Origin of the sequence: Stieleria sedimenti (assembly GCF_025060895.1) — a bacterium.
In the GTDB taxonomy this organism is placed as follows: Bacteria; Planctomycetota; Planctomycetia; order Pirellulales; family Pirellulaceae; genus Stieleria; species Stieleria sedimenti.
Map to the genome: position 1 here is coordinate 22043 of NZ_JANZKV010000087.1, position 17923 is coordinate 39965.

Sequence of the window (17923 nt, forward strand, 5' to 3'; positions counted from 1 at the left end):
CATCCTTCGTGGATGCGGGATTATATCGATGGTCGATCCCGCCGCAAGACCATGCTTCGGCTCATTTGCCGATCTTTCTTTAACCTTCTGGGTCGGATTGTTTTGGCTGGTCGTATTTTGCCTAAAAAACCACGTTCGGGACCATTCGGATTCCTGCCCAGCGGCGAAATTTTGGCCGTCGACGCGATGTGGAGACCTAGCATTTTTACGGTGGATTGCGTGCCGAGTCGCGAAAATCCATGTGTCGTTTTCGTTTGCCCGTTCCTTTGCCCCAAAATCGTCGCCATGTTTTTTAGCGTTCACCCGCCTGTTCTGGCCTCCGTCAGCGACTTCATCCGAGACGTCGGCAACGAATTGACCACGTATTCGAGCCAAATGACCACCACGCACTGGGGAATTGTCGCCGGATGCGCCGTCGCTTTCGGCTTTTTGTGCTTGAAGGGTAGCGGTGTAAACCGATAACAGCTTGGCAACGTAGAATCACGAGAGATCTTGAGTCATTTGTTGGGACCGACTGTCGACCGGTCCGGTCGGCCCACCACCCGGCGAGCCCTCTTCGCACGGAGAACTGGAAATGCCACTTTTTGAAATAGAAACCAATTCCCATATCATCATCACCTGGGCAGAGAACGAAGATGCCGCTCGTGAGGTGGTCCATGACGCCTATCCCCACGACGAGGTTGTCCGGCTGACCAAACGTCCTCGCGACACCTGGGTGATCAGCAAGGGCGCGTTGGGATTGACCAACACCACGCTGGATCCGTGCATGGTCGCCCGCGAATGCCTGAATCGATCGGCCGGTGACAAGGTCAATGCGATTCGTTTGTATCGGATGGAAACCGGCAGCGACCTCGATCAGGCTCGCAAAATGATCGAATCGAACATGGTCATGGGTTGGTAGCGAACGCCAAGCCACCAAGGCGTCGGGCATTCTCTGACGCCACCCGCGCAGCAAGTTCCGCTGCTCGGCGTATTCCTTGCCCCCTTGCGTAGCCGTGCAGGAACGCGCCGTGAAAGGTGTCACCGCAGCCCGTTGTGTCGATCGCCAATTCTGGTGAAACCGCCGGCCGGTGAAAACTCGCTCCGTCTCGCGCGACCCAATCACTTCCCGCCGGTCCGTCGGTGACTGCGACGATCTCGCAATCGAACTCCTCCATCAGTGATTCAGCCAACTCCATTGCAGGGAGTCGGCGCAGGCAGTCGGCTTGCGACCGGACATGCGAGTCGGCAAACTGCCGCGCAAGAATCGCGAAATCGGCGGCGCGGAGCATCGGCAGAATCTCCGGGCGATAGCGATACGCCCCACCGTCGAACGAGATCTTGACTCCACATTCTTTGGCGACGCGAATCGCCCGCAGGCAAATCTCGCCATGCCGTCCATTGAAATGCAAGATCTTGGCTTGCGAAATGAGCTGCTCGATTTGCGGCGTCCACCGCAACCGTTCACACGCTGAGCCGGGCGAAAAGACGATCGTTCGCTCGGCGGATCGTCTATCGGACCAGATCGACGCGGCCGAACTGGTCAACCCGGCGTGCCGGGCGATCGCTTGCGTGTCAACGCCCTCGGCGCTGAGCGTCTGGAAAATTCGAATTCCCGCGGGGTCATCGCCAACGGAATCAATCAGCGCGGTTTTCGAACCCAGTCGTGCTGCGGTCGCCATCGCGACGGTGATGCCACCCCCGATGCCTTCGAGGTGCCGCTCGGCCTGGACCACCGAGCCGGGTTGCGGCAGCGAATCGACCAGCATCAGGCTGTCCCAAACGGAGACGCCGATACCGACGATGTCCATTCGGTGACTCATCCTTGGTCGATCATTTCTTTCGCACCGCTGGCGACCGAGGCCGACGCGGCCAAACACATCGCCACCGACCAGCGCCCGTCTTGGGCGGTGCAATGCAGCGGGTGCCCGGTTTGAATCGCCTCGGCGACACGGACGATCTGGTCTTCCAACTCGAACAGCTCTCCGGTCGGCTTTTCGATCGGCACGTCGACGACTTCGTTGCCGTCAAAGGCGCGCAACTTGAACGTCGGGTGTCGAGTCCGATCCATCGCCCCGCTCCAGGACGCCCACAAGGCGCCTTTGCTGCCGGTGACCTTGGCGGTTTGGTGGTGTTCGAACGCGCTGAGCGTTTGCGAGACGACGGCGTAGGCGTCGCCGGCAAAGTGCATGATCGCACTGAAGTTGTCTTGCAACTCGGGACGCTCCGGGTCTCGGGAATTGGCCGTCGCATAGACCGACTGGGGCATGCCGGCCGTTTCCAGGTACCAGCGTGCGAGATCGAAGAAGTGGATCGGTTCTTCCAAAATCCAGTTCCCGACTCGATTGATGTCGTAGCGCCAACCGCCGGCACCCTGACGATACGGGTTTCTGGAGAGTTCGACCAGACAATACTGCGGCGTGCCGATGAACCCGTCTTCGATCATCTCTTTGACCTTGCCCCACATCGACGACAGTCGCAGCTCGTGACCGACGCACAGCAATCGATCGTGCGTTTCGGCCGATGCGATCATCGAGTCGCATTGGTCCAGGTTGATGCCCATCGGTTTTTCGAGCAACAGATGCTTGCCCGACTGGAGCACCGCCGTGGCGACTTCGTGGTGCAGATAGCTGGGGACGACGACGTCAATCACGTCTAAGTCGTCGCGTGCGAGCAGGGCGTGATAGTCCGTCGTGACGAAGGCGTCGGGATACGCTTGAGACGCATCGGAAGCCGTCGCAACACTGTGGGCTGCGATTCCGATCAGCTCGGCGTTGTGTGCTTTGCTGATCGCATCGGCGTGGTGTTTTCCCCAGGCGCCGAAACCGATCAATCCATATCGAACCAAATTCATTGTGTGTTTGAAAAAGTGAGGAAAGGCATTGGAAGGAAGGAGATCGACGCGGCCGGAGGTTTGTGGTGGAGGTCGAGGAAGTCAGACGGAATCAATTTCGTAACCGGAGCGATACTCTCGCGACATCAACCCGTTTGCCTCTTCGTCGCTTACAACACGTTCCGATTCGGCGTCCCACTGAACGGTGCGGCCCAACCGCAAGGCCAAATTGGCGAGGTGGCAGGTCGTCAACACGCGGTGGTGTGTCGCGATATCGGAAATCGGCACGTCACGCGTCTTCAAGCAATCGACGAAGTCTCGCATGTGCGAGGTCGGTTGCCTACCTCGATACAACTTCGTCATCGCATCGTCGTCGAGTGGTTGATCTTTCAACGCGTTGACCGGGATGCCTTCCAGCGTTCCCCGATTGACGAAGAAACGTCCGCGGTCCCCTTCAAAGGTGATTCCATTCCGCGTTGAATCGATCAGCATTTCGATGCCGCCGGCAAAGTTGCACGTCACCGAAAACTCGATGGGAGTGTTGTACATGTCACTTCGGGTCGGCCTTCCGCCCCGCAGCGGCTGATTCATCGTCGCGGTTCCGCCGACCGAGATCGGTCCACCGTGTTCTTGGCCGATCGCCCATTGTGCGATGTCGACGTGATGGGCTCCCCAGTCGCACAGCTGGCCGCCGGCGTATTCGAACCACCAACGAAACGTGCGATGGGTCCGTTGGGGGATGTAATCGGTCAGCGGTGCGGGGCCGAGCCAGCGTTCCCAATCGAGCGTCTTGGGTGGCGTGGCGGTGGCGAACGGGCCACCCTTCCATCCGGGGCCGAGTCCGATATGGATGCGTCGGAGATTGCCGACGCGGCCGTCACGAACCATCGCGATCGCTTTCAGAAATCGCTGGTCGTATTCGGTCCGTTGCTGCGTCCCGACCTGGAACACTCGGCCGGTTTCTTGCGCGACCGCACGTAACCACTGGCCTTCTTGGATCGTCACGGCGACGGGTTTTTCGCAGTACACGTCTTTGCCCGCCCGCATCGCTTCGATGGCAATTTTGGCGTGCCAGTGATCCGGGGTGGCGATCAACACCGCGTCGATCGATGGGGTATCCAGGACGCGGCGGTAGTCGTCCACCATCGCCGCTTTGCCGCCGCAGATTTTTTGGTTGGCAAAGTCGGCGGCCACCGAATCGAGTTCGCAGATCACGGGAATGTCGGCCAGTGAAGCGGCTTGGGTGCCGATCGCAATGCCGCGGCCTTGCCGTTTGGTTTCCGGTTGCCAGCCGGCGCCGATCAGTCCGAACACCGGCCGATCGTTTTTCGACGCGATCGCGGTGCCCGTTTGATAGGCAACGGTGGTGGCCGCGATGCCGGACGCACAGCGTGCCAGAAAAGTTCGTCTGGTCGTTGACATGGTGGATGGTGCTGGGGGGAGGGAGTGGTGGTGGAGTCAGCCTCCGGCTTGCGTTCCGAGGCCACGGGTCGCAAGCTGTAAGCTTACTCCGCTGGGGCGTTGCTCCATGGGGGTCGCAAGCTGGAAGCTTACTCCGCTGGAGCGTTGCTCCACGGGGGACGCAAGCTGGAAGCTTACGCCACTGGGGCGTTGCTCCATGGCGGTCGCAAGCTGGAAGCTTACTCCGCTGGGGCGTTGCTCCACGGGGGACGCAAGCTGGAAGCTTACGCCACTGGGGCGTTGCTCCATGGGGGTCGCAAGCTGGAAGCTTACGCCACTGGGGCGTTGCTACACGGCACCAGTGTAACATCGGCCGGTCGTCATCGGGTAAGCTGTTGATTCGTGCGGTTTGATTGCTGTCCCGCCCTCCATCCTTCCTTCATTGCACCGGTATTCATGACTCCCCTTCAAGGTATGCGTGACGCTGCGGTTCCTGGTCAGCGAAACGAGAGTGGCTCGTTGTTCCCATTGGCGATGACCTGTGACGAAGGCGCGGTGACGCTGGAACAATTCATCGATTGGGTGTCCGAAAGTCGCGATGACTTGTTGACGCTTTCCAGTCAGCACGGCGCGGTGGCGTTTCGCGGGTTTCCGACGCCGACGGTGGACGAGTTTGACGCGTTCATTCAGGCGCTCAAGATCGAGAATTTTCCCTATGCAAAGTCGCTGTCCAACGCGGTCCGCATCAACCGGACGCCGCGGGTGTTTTCTGCCAACGAAGCCCCGCCGGAGGTGAAGATTTTCTTTCACCACGAGATGGCTCAAACGCCGCTGTATCCCAAGTACATTCTGTTTTACTGTGAGATCGCGCCGGAATCCGGCGGTGCGACGCCGTTGTGCCGAAGCGATATTCTGTTTGCGAAACTGGCCGAGCAGTGTCCGGAGTTTGCGGCCAAGTGTGAATCGACCGGATTGCGTTACACCAACGTGATGCCCGGAGCTGACGACGCAAAATCTGGAATGGGACGGAGTTGGCATAGCACGCTGGGGGTGGAAACCAAGGCGGAAGCGGAGGCTCGACTCGGCGAGTTGGGTTACCGCTTTGAATGGCTGGCCGACGATTGCTTGAAAGCGACGACACCGCAATTGCCCGCCGTGATGGAGGTTTCACCGGGACAAAAAACATTCTTCAATCAGTTGATCGCGGCCTATTGCGGTTGGAAGGACGAACGCAACGACCCGTCCGATGCGATCCGACATGGCGACGGCACAAAACTCGATCCGGACGCTGTCGACGTGGCCGTTCAGCTTGCCGAAGAACTCACCTATGACCATCAGTGGCAGGCCGGAGACATCGTGTTGCTGGACAACACGGTGGCGATGCACGCGCGGCGGCCCTTCCAGGGGACTCGCAAAGTGTTGGCATCGTTGGCGGAAATGCGAACGCATGCCTTTGACGCAGTGGGTTAACCGAAATGGATGACGAAAAACGGAATCCCGAGGAGCCGGCGGTCGACGGTCCAGGCGAACCGGTTGTGTTGGACCCCGGCGGGAGTTCATCGGGTCGCTGGTACGATGGGGTGACGCGTTACCAGTGGTTGATTCTGATCATCGCCTGCGCTGGCTGGGTCTTCGACGTGTACGAAGGCCAAATCTTTAACATCACTCGCAGCGACATGTTGCTGGAAGTGCTGGACGGTGACGAAGCGGCGGCCAAAGCGTGGGGCGATAATTTTTTGGCGATCTTCCTGGCCGGTGGGACGATCGGCGGGCTGTTGTTCGGATCGCTGGCCGACCGATGGGGCAGACGCCCGATCATGATCGCGACGATCTTGATGTACTCCATCTTTTCAGGGTTGACCTATTTCGCCAACGACATTTACGTGATCGGAGTGTTGCGTTTTCTCGTCGCACTCGGGATCGGCGGTGAATGGGCGGTCGCTGCAAGTTTGGTGGCGGAGGTGTTTCCTAAGAAAGCGCGCGCCCAGGCGGCGGGGATTTTTCATGCTTCCAGCATCTTGGGGACCTGGCTGGCAGCGCTGTCGGGGATTCTGGTCGGCAGCCACTGGCGCTATGCCTACCTGCTGGGGGTGCTGCCCGCGCTGCTGATCGTCTGGGTGCGGGCGAGCGTGAAAGAGCCCGAGCGTTGGCAGGCGATTCGGAACAGTGATGTGGGGCAAAAGTCGGGCAGTTTTCGTGATCTGCTGTTGAATCCCAAATGGAACGGTTTGGCGTTTCGTGGGATGTTATTGGCCGCGGTCGGTTTGGGAACGTTTTGGTCGGTGACGGTTGCGGGGCAGGACCTCGTCAGAGCGTTGTTGTTGTCGCTCGGCACCGATCCCGAAGTCGCGGGGGCGAAGAGCAAGTTTGCCTACGGCATCGTGCAAGCGGCCGGTGGAGGTGCAGGGCTGCTGGCGTTTGGTCCGCTGTGCGCCCGGTTCGGCCGCAAGCCGACCTTTATTGCCTATCACATTCTGGGATTGTTGATCGTACCCGTTGTGTGTTTTCTGCCGCAAACCTACACGCAGATGCTGTTCATCCTGCCCGTGTTCGGGTTCCTGACCTTGGGGATGCACTCGGGCTATGCGATCTATTTCCCCGAGCTGTTTCCGACACACATTCGCGCGACCGGAGCGAGCTTCTGCTTTAACGGGGGACGTCTGTTGGCGGTCCCGGTGCTGTTCTTTTCCGGCTGGCTGAAAGGGCGTGAAGATGTCTCGCTTCAGCACGCGGTCTGGTGGCTGTCGTCGTTGTTTCTGGTCGGCATCGTGGTGATGTTGACACTGCCGGAGACCAAGCAGCGAGACCTAGTCGAGAACTGATGTTTTCTGGCGACCTGACCGTTTTCTTGTACATCGGCGTGATCGCATTGGCGGCGGGATTTGTCCACAGCGCGATCGGATTCGGATTCGGGATCGTCGCGGTGACACTGTTGCCGCTGGTGGTCGAAGTCCGGCAGTCGCACGTGGTCATTTCGACGGCCAGTGTTCCGGTATTGATGATGGCCGCGTGGGCGTATCGCGATGGGGCCGATTGGTCCGCGCTGTGGCGCGCGCTGGTCGGTGCGGCGATCTGCATGCCGCTGGGGTTGTTGGCGTTCGAGTGGGTCTCGCCGGACTGGTTGATCCGGGGCACGGGGATGGCGATTCTGGCGATGGTGGGGATCAGTTTTCGGAATCGGCGTCGGGCAAAGATGGAAATGAAATCGAGCGGCGGATCGTCATGGTTTGCCGGCGCGTTGGGTGGTTTTTTGGCCGGTGCGGTCACGATCGCCGGGCCACCCGTCGCCGCGTACGCGTTGTCACAGCCGTGGGAACAGGCCCGGTTCAAAGCATTTTTGAATCAGTTCTTGTTTGCGGTGTCGCTCTACAAAGTCACGGGGCTCGCGGTGCGCGGGTTTATCGATCAAGAAACGCTGGTGCAATCGGCGGCGTTGGCCCCGATGGCGATCATCGGCATTCAAGTCGGCGCAATTTTCAGCCGTCGACTTTCGACGCAGCGGTTCCACGTCTTTGTCGCGATCGCGCTGGTGGCGGTGGCGGTCTATTTCGTCGTCAGAGGGGCCGGCGAGTGATCTGCGGATCCACTAGTGAATCCAACCCAGGTAATCGCGAAGGATGGACCAGCGGGGCTCGTTTTCGCCGTTGGTTTTGCCCAGCACCCAATGGTCGTAGTAGTCTTGGGCGGTGCCGTCTTTCTGACGCAAACCGACCCAATACTCCAGGAAGTCGCGCATCTGCGCGTCGCGATTTCCCACGGCATAAAACAGGGGCAAGCTGGCTTTCAGTTCGTTCGGGATGATGACTTCGAATCGGGGGTACATCAATGTAAACGCCGCTCCACTCTCGGCGCTGATCAGTAGGGCATCCAGGTCGGGATGATTCCCGTTGAAGAAATCTCGATTGTCGGCGATCTCGACGAGCGTGGCATCGGGAAGCGCGGTTTCGATTCGATTGACGAAGCCGCGGCTGAGGTCAACGAATCCGATCCGCAAGTCATCCAGGGCAGAGATGCGTTTGAGCGTTCGGAAGTCGTTGCACCGAAAGTCGCGGGTGACCAATGCCAAGTTGACATCCATGTAACTTTCCGTGTGCGCCATTGCCTGGGCGCGTTCCAAGGTTCCCACCAGTCCGGACATGACGATGTCGAAGTGATCGGCGTCGAGTTGTTGGACCAGGGTGGCCCGATCGAATCGCACCAGTTCCAAGGTGACGCCCAGGTCGCGGGCGAGGGAGTGGGCCATTTCCACGTCATAGCCGACCAGCGTTCTGCGATGATTGAAGTAGGCGAAGGGCAGCTTGTCTTCGTTGTAACCGACGCGGATCACCCCGCGGCGGCGGATCCGTTGGAGCAAAGATTCTCCGTCGCGAAGGGGTTCCGGATTCGGACGGGGCTGTATGATGACGATGTTTTCGACCGGCTGCTCAAGTAGCTGCATCCGCTCGATGACGTCATATTTATTGTCGGCCATCGAGATCACGCGATACAACACCAGTCGCACGCCGACCAGAATGATGATCCCGAAAACGCAGACCACCAACGCGTATTTGACCAATCCCCAAAGCTGAAAACGCAGCAACCGGTTGAAACCAAAAATCGAGATCAACGTCAACACGCACAGGTGCATTGCTCCGACGGCGTCACCAAGACGTTCGCCGTAGACGCCGGAGACCAGGAACAGCTGGAACATGTCATGCGGCAACTGCATTTGGTCCAGCAAGAAGGGGATGGCGACGATCGGGCCACCGAAGAATGAAAACAACCCCGACAACAGAAAGCCGGGGTAGTTGGATGGCTCGATCGGGGCGCCCAGGAACCATGCCGCGAACGGAATGAACAGCATGCTCAACAGTTTCCCGACATGGGGAAACGGATAGGCGGTTCCGTAGAGCAGATCGATCGCCGGCGATTCGTCTTTTCCATCGATCTTGACCTGTGTTTCAAAAAGCCGTTCGGTGTTTTCGATCAGCATCGGCAACACGATGATCAGCTTGCCGGTGGCAAAGGCGGTCAACATCGGCTCTTTGACGACGAACAGGACTTGTCGATAGGTCAACGGGGTCAATGTCGTCACCAGCAACGGCAGAACGACGAAACCCAAAAAGACGGCACCGGCGGTGTAGGCCACCAAATATGCCTGCAGCCGTCCGACTTCGGCCACTGAGACGGTCCCCGCGGTGCTTGCCGCAATCGCAAAAATTCCGACCGGGGCCAGCCGCGTGATGAACTTGCTGATTCGCAGCAACACGTCGGCGGCGACATCGAGTTGGTTTAAGACGATCGTGCGATTGCGAGATTTGGACAAAGCCAACCCGCAACAGATGCCGAACAGCACGACGGCCGGTACCTGGTTGTTCGAAAGCGACTCAAAAATATTGGCGGGGATGAAGTAGGCAAGCACGTTGAGCGGCTCGGGGGCTTCGATCAGGGCGGTGCTGAAGAACGATCCCACGCTCCATTCGGGAAACGACGTGGGCATCACCCAGACCACTGCCAAGCAGCTCGCCCAAAGGCCCAACAGGACTGTCCCGCCGATCAGGGCCAGCCGGCGGCTGCTACGCAGTCTGAGTCGACCCAGGCTGACGACCAGCGTGACCAAGATGTAGGGCAGCACGGTCATCCGCAACAGTCCCACAAAGGCATCGCCGACAATCGCCAGCGGTGCGCACAGCTCGCCGGCGAACAGGCCACTGAAAATGCCCAAAGCCAGTGCGATCAAGATTTGCGTCGACAGGTCCACGTGGCGGACGAACCGCGCATAGCATCCCCGGACCGATGGTCGCGTTGAATCGGTCGGATTCGACTGCTCCGGCATGACATCTCAATAAGGCAGAACGGTGGCGTCACTCCGGCGACGCACCGCGATGGATCGAAGCGATTCTCGGATGAATCGTCTGACGATCGTTATACCGAAAGAATGGAAACCAAGGTCACCCCCGGACGGGATTGTCGCGCAGGACGCGTGTCAAATGCCCGCGACGTTGACGCCGTGCGGGGTGTTTCTTGTTAGCGGCAGGGCGCGAGCCCTCGGGTTTCCCATCTTTACCGAAACACCGGAGGGCTCGCGCCCTACCGCTAAAGAATGCTTCACAGCGTTTCCCGCTGGGTTGCCGCTCGCTGACGCGTCCCGCTGGGAGGGCGGAACGGCTATTTCGCTTCGGATGCTGGGGCTTGGCGTTGGGCCGCGTTGTCGTCGCTGCGGCGGCGGTTTTGTTCGGCCAAGCGGGCGCGATCTTCGGCGCGACGGTTCTGGCCTTCCAGATGATCGGTCCAGCGTCGACGTCCGTGTGACTGAGTCGGTCCGGGGGCGATCAAGAAAACGGCTCCGAGCCCGAAGATCAATCCGGCCATCATCGATCCAAACGTCATCGTTGTCGTGCCCGGTCCCAGCGGTTTGTCGGAGACTTGGGGAGGCCCGAGTTCGGCGACCAGGTTGGTCGACAGCGCTGCCGATCGACTGGCCCGCGCATCGACCAGCCTCTGTTCTGCTTCGGCCAATTGCTCCGATCGCTGTCGAAGTTCGGAATCGATTTCGGCGTACGTGGTTCGTGCTTCAGCCAGCATTTGCAGTTTGTCGGAGAGGTTGCTGACCTTTTCCGAGAGCTTTTTGACTTGAGCGACCTGCAATTCCAGCATCGGCTGCATGGAAGCGATCACCGATAAGGTTTCTTGGATGATGCGTTCGCGAATTTCTCGCTCGGTCGCGATCGCGGCTCTGCGTTTCGGATTCTCCAACGTGTAGACGCCGGAAAGCTGACTGGCCCGGAGCTGGGCGTCGATCAAGCCATCTTTCAATCGTTGCAACGACGGTTGGCTGTTCAGCAGATCGCCTCCGCTGATCAACAGCTTGGTCGGATCTTTCGAACCGGCAACCAGCAACGCATGAAGTGACTGAAGCTTTTCAAGTTCCAATTCGGCCAGTTGCAACTGTTCTTTGGTGGCCACCAGCGATCGCCGGTAGCTGCTGTCGCCGCCGTAGGTGTCGTTCAGGTTGCGTAGCTCGCCGAGGTCTGCACCAAATTGAACTTCGATTTCTTGCATCCGCGAGGATACTTCGTCGAGGTTTTGTTTGGCCAGATCGCGGGCATGGGTCAGTTCGACGATCACGCTATCGGCTCGAACACGCCGAACATCGCGCAAATGTTTCGTCAGGGAGTCGAACATGGCGTGACAAAACAGAATGGCACGATCGGGGTCTTCCGCTTTGACTTCCAGATAGACGACTTCGGTGTTGCCGAAGTCGGCGCCTTGCGGGGCCAAGAGATTGACGGATGATCGGATCGCTCCATTGACGTTGGACGGCGACGGCCAGTCCTCGTCCAGACGCCCATCGGGCGGACCGATCTCGCGCAATGCCGCCGCAACGACTTCGCGGTTTTGGGCCATTTCGAGAATGGTCTCCTGTGCCGCTTTTAGCTCCGTTTGGCTGGCGAATCGGCCCAGTCGGTCGACCGCACGCGTCGCTTCGTCACGCACCACCAGTGGTTGGCGGGCAGAGTAGACGTCCGAAGTGAGGAAGGAATAAGAAACGCCGATCAGGCCAAAGACCAGGACGGCTCCGATCCAAAGAGGCGCGAAGAGCACCAGGACGTTCCGAATGTGTTTCCAGGGGATCGGCGCAGCAGACATGGCATGCTTCAGAAGGGTAAGTGGAAATCTCTCCCAACCCTACGAGCGCCTTAATTCGGCGCGATCGCGATGTCTGTTTCAGTGACCGCAGTCCGGCCAGATGGATGCGGCCGGTAAAGATTGTGCGGGAATTGACGATTAGGGTTCACTGGGGGGAGTCCCGCCGTGTCCGATGGCGTGTCGAGGGGCGCGAACGAACTTTCGCAGCGCCGGCCCTCTCTGGCGTTTGCTTGCTGCGCAAACGCCGTCTCTCCCAGAGGGAGAGAATCTAAATCGGTTGCCAAATCCTGCAGTAAAAGAATCGACATCCCGAGGGAGAGTGACAAATACCTTTCAAACTGTACGACCTCCCCACGGGAGGGTGGCGCAGGCAATCTATGCTTCACGTCGTTAGCGAGAAGGTTTCCGCGAATCAACGCCCTAACGGACCAAAGACGGGGTGCGATTTCGCGCCGCGACGTCGGGCCTAGGCGACCGGAGTCGGCTCGTAGGGGATGTCCTCGATCAAGTCCATTGGCAGCGGTTTGACTTCCACGCCCGCTGCGGTGCAGATTGCGTCGATCGCTTCTTGAGCTTCCTTGACGGTGTTTTCACGCGTTTGGCCCTTGTAGCGGGTCGGCGACGCAGAGGGGCTGATCGGACCTTCGAATCCGGTTGCGATCAGGTGTTTGACGACATTGACGTGATTCAATCCGCCTTCGACGGCCGGCAGCACGCAATCCAAGCGGGTGGCTTTGGACGGGTCGGCGTCGTCGGCCAACGTTCCCAGCCGAACCGCAACGATGCTGGATCCGGGGATTTCGCTCAGTTGGTCCATGCCGCCGTCGCCGACCGCCCAGTCCCAAGTGTCGATGATGTAGCCGACGTTCGGGTTGGAAACGGCTTTGACGATGGCGATCAGGCCTTCGACGTTGCGGACGAAATCAAACTCTTTCGATTCACGAAGGACTTTGCTGGAGTTGAACCCGACGCCCAGCTGAATCCCTTTGGCCGACAGCACGTCGGCGACCTGCGACAGGCGGTTTTGCTGGGTGGTGAAGTATTCGTGGTAGGGCAAGCGGTCGGTGGCAGCGGGCAGGTCAATGTAGGCCCGTTTGGCTTCCAGGTCAGCCGCCAGTTCGGTCAGCGGGTGCAGTGCCCCGACTTGGCTGGTGAAGGCGTCATCGTCGGCGTCCAAATTGATTTCCAATTGGAAGCCCCCGATTTGCTCCAGACGACCCATCCCTTCGCCCATCGCGGCTTTGAGAAACTTTGCCGCGTCATCGGCCGTGGTCCGTTGCGACCGACGCAGGATCTCGTACATGTCGATGTCCATCGACGCAAAGCCGTAGGTCAGTGCGAGTTCGATCAGTTCGCTTTGGCGTCCGTTAATTCCAAGAGACTTGGGCGAGAAATTCTTGAGCATTCGTGATCCTGTCAGTGGTTTGCCAAGACGTCTTTCCCCGGGGCCAGCGACGCGTCGGCATAAAGGACGCCGAAAGGGTGGTCACCGTAGGGGGTCTGGCTGCCGGTAAAAAAGGGTGTGGAAGTGATTGGTTTGCGACTTTGGCGGCGTAGTATCGCAGAATCACCCCAAATCAGCCAAGGGGCGTTTGACCAGCTAATTGACGAGAATTTCAGCGAACGTTCGGAAACAGAACACTGACGGCGTTCTTGGCCGGCCGATGGCAAAGGACGGAAATTGGGGCCGAATTCGACCGAAAACCATTCAAACTCGGGCGACAATCTGCTTTAATGACACGATGTCGGGTCGTTGAGGCTCGATCCCCACCCCAAATGCGTAGTGAACTCACCCACCATACTACGCCCCACATCCGATTTCAGAACCTGTCGCGGTTCGACCTGCCCTGTCCGGCCACGACGTGGGCAGGCCGCGATTGCGGCGGGTAGGTTTGCCCGAATCTACACTGTCGCGAAAAATCAGTTGCGGTTTGATTCCGCCCCGCGAGATGGATTTGGAATCGGATCCCCACCACAGTTCCGCGTCACTTTATGAACAGCTCTCCAGCGTTTGACGCCGCACGGCTTCCCGCCGCGCCGCTTGCCCCGACAGGGCGACTCCGGTTGCTCGGAGCGATCGGTGTTGTCTTGCTGGCCGTGGGAGCCGGTTGGCACCGCCCGTCGGCGGCCGAATCACCGGGCGACGCTCTCACCCAAGCGACGTTGGCTCGGGGCAATCAAATCTACGCCCAGCAATGCCTCTCCTGTCACGGAGAAGGCGGGCGTGGAGAGACGGACGGTTACGCCGATCCGCTGGTCGGTGACGCTTCGATCGGCGAGTTGGCGGAGATCATTTCAGACACCATGCCGGAAGAAGACCCCGGGCAATGTATCGGCGATGACGCAAAAGCCGTCGCGGAGTTCATCTACGAATCGTTTTACAGCGAAGCGGCACAACTGAGAAACCGTCCCGCCCGACAGCAGTTTTCACGGCTCACGGGGACCCAACTGCAGCAAAGTTTGGCGGACCTTTACCAGCATTTCTTTGGCACACCGTTCCGAGTCCAGGAGCGTGGGCTGAGTGCGTCTTATTTCGATAGCGGGCGTTGGGACAAGAAGCACCTGAAAGTGGAGCGTGTTGATCCGGTGCTCGATTTCGACTTCGGCCACGACCCGCCGGTGGAAGGTGTGACGCCGGAAGAGTTCTACATCCATTGGTCCGGTTCACTGCAAGTCGAGCATACCGGACGCTACGAAATCGTGGTGCACTCAACGTGTTCGATGAAGGTTCGTTTCGGGCATCACGAACATGTGTTGATCGACAACCATGTCCAGTCCGAAGGGCGAACCGAATTCCGTCGAACGTTGAACTTGATCGGTGGTCGTCAGTACGCGATTCAAATCGACTTCACGCAGCGGAAACGAAAGACCGAACAACCACCGGCGACGTTCTCCTTGCGATGGGTGCCGCCGGGCGGAACGGAAACGGTCATTCCGAACGAGTACCTGTTGCCGTCGACGTTGCCGAGCGGGTTCGCTCTGCAAACCAAATTGCCGCCCGATGATCGCAGTTACGGCTACGATCGCGGAACGCGCGTGGATCGTCAGTGGGAAGATGCGATCACGTCAGCGGCGTTAGAGTTTGGCGACGCCGCGGTCAAAGAGCTGTGGCCACAGTACAAGCGAAAGCACCGCAAGGATTCAGATGAAAACCGCGGTCGGCTGCGTGGATTCCTAACGGAGTTGGCGTCGGTCGCGTTTCGTGGCCCCATCGATGATCAAACCAAACAGCTTTACGTCGACGATCAAGTGGACGCGGTCGAAGACGACCAGATGGCGATCGCGCGGGCCTGTTTGATGATCATCAAATCGCCGCGGTTTCTGTATCCCACATTGGACCACCAGGCGCCGATCAGCCGGCGTGTTGCGACGCGACTGGCGCTGACGCTGTTTGATTCGCTGCCCTCGGACGCTTGGCTTCAAGACCAGACCGGCAAGGACAGCTTTGCCATCGATTCCAAGTCAGATCAAAAAAACGCCGAACAGCGGATCCGTCAGGCGGCGCTGCGCATGGTGGAGGATCCGCGACTGCACGGGAAAGCGATGGAGATGTTCTTTGATTGGCTGGATGTTGATCCGGCGGCGGAAGTCTCCAAGGACCCCGAAAAGTATGCCGGTTTCGACACCCCTCTGTTGCTCGACTTGCGACGGTCGCTGGAAGCGGCAATCAGCGACGTGTTGTGGTCCGAGTCAAGCGACTATCGACAGCTGTTTCTGCGGGATTGGAATTGGACCAACGAGCGGCTCGGTGAATTTTATGGTGAGGGCTGGATGCCGGCGTCGGAAAGCACCGGCCACCGGCTCGTGGGTAGCAAACCTGCCGCGGGCAAGACATTCGGTGTGTTGACGCATCCGTTGGTCATGGGCCACTTGAGCTATTACGACACGACGTCGCCGATTCACCGCGGTGTGTTTCTGATACGGCGTGTGCTGGGACGAACGCTCCGGCCGCCCAACGAGGCGTTTACGCCGATTAATCCCGAGCTGCACCCTCAACTGACGACGCGACAGCGGGTCGAGCTTCAGACCGGCGAAGCGAAGTGCCAGGTCTGTCACCAGAAGATCAATGCACTCGGTTTTCCGCTCGAAAACTATGACGCGGTGGGACGCTTTCGGGCGACTGAAAAAGGCAAGCCGATCGATGCTTCCGGCGGCTACGTGACGCGAGACGGCCAACAGGTCGCGTTCGCTTCGCCGGGGGATTTGGCGCGGTTTCTTGCCGAGAATGATGACGCCCACCGAGCGTTCGTCGAACGGGCTTTCGAACATTTTGCAAAACAACCGCTCGCCGCTTATGGTGAAGCCGTTGCCAATGACTTAGTCAGACGATTTCGTGAGAGCGATTTTCACATCCGCCACCTGATTGTCGAAATCGCGGTCGTGGTTGCGACAGAAGAGTTCAACAAGGAGAACTTGAATGAATCGACGTGAGTTTCTAGCGCAGTTGGGTGTCAGTTCAGCCGCGGCAAGCCTGCTGATGGGGCTGCCGAGCCTTGCAATGGGAGCCGAGGCGTCGGCGCGAAGACGGCGTCTGGTGTTCGTGTTCAGCCCCAACGGCGTGATCCCGAAACACTTTTGGCCTGACAGCACCGGTAAGGATTACGATCTGAAACGCATTCTGGCGCCGCTGGCCGAATTCAAGGATCAGATGCTAACCGTCAAAGGCATTTGCAATCGGATCCAAGGTGACGGTGACGGCCACATGCGTGGGATCGGATGTCTGTTGACAGGCATCGAGCTGTTCCCCGGAGACATCCAGGGCGGTAGTGATACGCCGGCGGGATGGTCGATGGGCATCTCCGTCGATCAACACATCAAGAATCGATTGCAAGCCGACCCCGCGACGCGAACACGTTTCGGTTCGTTGGAGTTCGGTGTGATGGTCCCCGACCGCGCCGACACTTGGACGCGGATGTCCTACGCCGGGGCGAACCAACCCGTCGCTCCGATCAGCGACCCCTACCAGATGTTCGACAAGCTGTACGGGCAAACGAAGAACCGCCAAATGCTGGCCAGCGTGTTGGACGATTTGGCCGGCGACTTCAAACGCGTCAGCCAATCGCTCAGCAGCGAAGATCGTCAATTGTTGGACATGCACTTGGATCTGGTCCGCAGCGTCGAAAAGGATCTGAAGACAGAGTTCGCCGCAGCGACCAAGAACGATGGTGCCGGGCATGCCGTCCCCAAACTGCCTCCGAATATCGAAGAGCAGAACGACAACATGCCCCAAATCACGCAGATGCAGACGGAATTGTTGGTCAACAGTTTCGTTGCGGATTTTGCCCGCGTGGCGAGTTTCCAGATCACCAACAGCGTCGGCCAGCCGCGGATGAAATGGTTGGACATCAACGAGGGTCACCACGGGCTTTCGCATGAACCCGACAGCAACGAAGAAGCCTACGAGAAGCTGATTCGCATCAACACCTGGTATGCCGAACAGGTGGCTTACATGGCCAAGCGAATGAAAGAAACGCCGGACCCGTCGGGCCATGGATCGTTGCTGGACAACACCACGATTGTCTGGACCAACGAACTAGGCAAAGGAAACTCGCACACCCGCAATGACATTCCCTTCGTGATGGTCGGCGGCGGATTGGATTTTCAATTCGGCCAAGCCTACGACTTCGGCAAAGTCGCGCACAACCGACTGCTACTTAGCTTCTTGGAAGGGATGGGCATGCCCGAAAAAACGTTCGGCAATCCCGATTTCTGTGGCGAAGGAGCACTGACCGGTTTGATGGCTTAGGGCCAAACGGGCTGTGACTGACTCAAGATTCGTAGCTGCTGTCGCCGGACGGCGGACGTTCTTTCAAGCTTCCGGCCTTTGTTTTCCGCGTGTCGCCCGAGGGGCTGCGGGTGCGGGGGCGGGGGCGAGCGGTTGGAAATCCGTTTTGGGCCACTAAAAGTGGCGGCTGACCGACATTTTTCCCCGTGAAAACGGCGATTTGTGACGATCGGGCCGGGAGTGGCGGCGTATTCCAAAAGAGATGCCGGAAAGATCGACAGTTTCCACTCGACGGGGAAACATTCTGGCATTAACCTCTCTTACAGCGGTGACGACAAGTCGACACCGTTAGCGTT

Annotated in this window: 12 protein-coding genes; 6 read left to right on the plus strand and 6 right to left on the minus strand. The window is 58.9% G+C overall.

Annotated elements, in window-relative coordinates:
* Positions 1–574: 574 nt before the first annotated feature.
* Positions 575–901, plus strand: a complete 327-nt coding sequence (locus NZK35_RS12655; protein WP_259632901.1) for a DUF6793 family protein — start codon at positions 575–577, stop codon at positions 899–901.
* On the opposite strand, the gene NZK35_RS12660 is transcribed toward NZK35_RS12655, so the two are convergent.
* From NZK35_RS12660 to NZK35_RS12670, 3 genes are all read right to left on the minus strand, one after another.
* Complete coding sequence (locus NZK35_RS12660; RefSeq protein WP_259632902.1) at positions 888–1802, minus strand: carbohydrate kinase family protein; 915 nt, start codon at positions 1800–1802, stop codon at positions 888–890. The genes NZK35_RS12655 and NZK35_RS12660 overlap by 14 nt on opposite strands.
* The gene (locus tag NZK35_RS12665) at positions 1799–2833 is read right to left on the minus strand and encodes a Gfo/Idh/MocA family protein (protein WP_259632903.1); all 1035 of its coding nucleotides are present in this window, start codon (positions 2831–2833) and stop codon (positions 1799–1801) included. Before NZK35_RS12665 ends, NZK35_RS12660 begins: the two co-directional genes overlap by 4 nt.
* Positions 2834–2914: 81 nt before the next feature.
* Entirely contained in the window at positions 2915–4234 is a 1320-nt protein-coding gene (locus NZK35_RS12670) for a Gfo/Idh/MocA family protein (protein ID WP_259632904.1), read from the minus strand.
* Positions 4235–4669: 435 nt separating this feature from the next.
* Here NZK35_RS12670 and NZK35_RS12675 point away from each other — a divergent pair, with 435 nt between their 5' ends.
* The 3 genes from NZK35_RS12675 to NZK35_RS12685 are packed head-to-tail and all read left to right on the plus strand — an operon-like array spanning position 4670 to position 7787.
* Positions 4670–5683: a TauD/TfdA family dioxygenase gene (locus NZK35_RS12675; protein ID WP_259632905.1), complete on the plus strand. Its 1014-nt coding sequence runs from the start codon at positions 4670–4672 to the stop codon at positions 5681–5683.
* Positions 5684–5688: 5 nt separating this feature from the next.
* Positions 5689–7035: an MFS transporter gene (locus tag NZK35_RS12680; protein WP_259632906.1), complete on the plus strand. Its 1347-nt coding sequence runs from the start codon at positions 5689–5691 to the stop codon at positions 7033–7035.
* Positions 7035–7787, plus strand: a complete 753-nt coding sequence (locus NZK35_RS12685; RefSeq protein ID WP_259632907.1) for a sulfite exporter TauE/SafE family protein — start codon at positions 7035–7037, stop codon at positions 7785–7787. The genes NZK35_RS12680 and NZK35_RS12685 overlap by 1 nt, the downstream gene beginning before the upstream one ends.
* A gap of 12 nt (positions 7788–7799) precedes the next feature.
* On the opposite strand, the gene NZK35_RS12690 is transcribed toward NZK35_RS12685, so the two are convergent.
* The 3 genes from NZK35_RS12690 to NZK35_RS12700 all read right to left on the minus strand — a co-directional run bounded on the left by NZK35_RS12690 (position 7800) and on the right by NZK35_RS12700 (position 13247).
* Positions 7800–10028 carry a cation:dicarboxylate symporter family transporter gene (locus NZK35_RS12690; RefSeq protein WP_259632908.1) on the minus strand — a complete coding sequence of 743 codons (2229 nt, stop codon included), beginning with the start codon at positions 10026–10028 and terminating at the stop codon, positions 7800–7802.
* 332 nt (positions 10029–10360) lie between these two features.
* Positions 10361–11842, minus strand: coding sequence for a GumC domain-containing protein (locus NZK35_RS12695; RefSeq protein ID WP_259632909.1), 1482 nt, complete (start codon positions 11840–11842; stop codon positions 10361–10363).
* Between the two features lie 466 nt (positions 11843–12308).
* A complete protein-coding gene (locus NZK35_RS12700) occupies positions 12309–13247 on the minus strand; it encodes a sugar phosphate isomerase/epimerase (RefSeq protein ID WP_259632910.1) in 939 nt (312 codons plus the stop codon).
* A gap of 587 nt (positions 13248–13834) precedes the next feature.
* Here NZK35_RS12700 and NZK35_RS12705 point away from each other — a divergent pair.
* A complete protein-coding gene (locus tag NZK35_RS12705) occupies positions 13835–16273 on the plus strand; it encodes a DUF1588 domain-containing protein (protein ID WP_259632911.1) in 2439 nt (812 codons plus the stop codon).
* Positions 16260–17588 carry a DUF1552 domain-containing protein gene (locus tag NZK35_RS12710; protein WP_259632912.1) on the plus strand — a complete coding sequence of 443 codons (1329 nt, stop codon included), beginning with the start codon at positions 16260–16262 and terminating at the stop codon, positions 17586–17588. Before NZK35_RS12705 ends, NZK35_RS12710 begins: the two co-directional genes overlap by 14 nt.
* Positions 17589–17923: the final 335 nt, after the last annotated feature.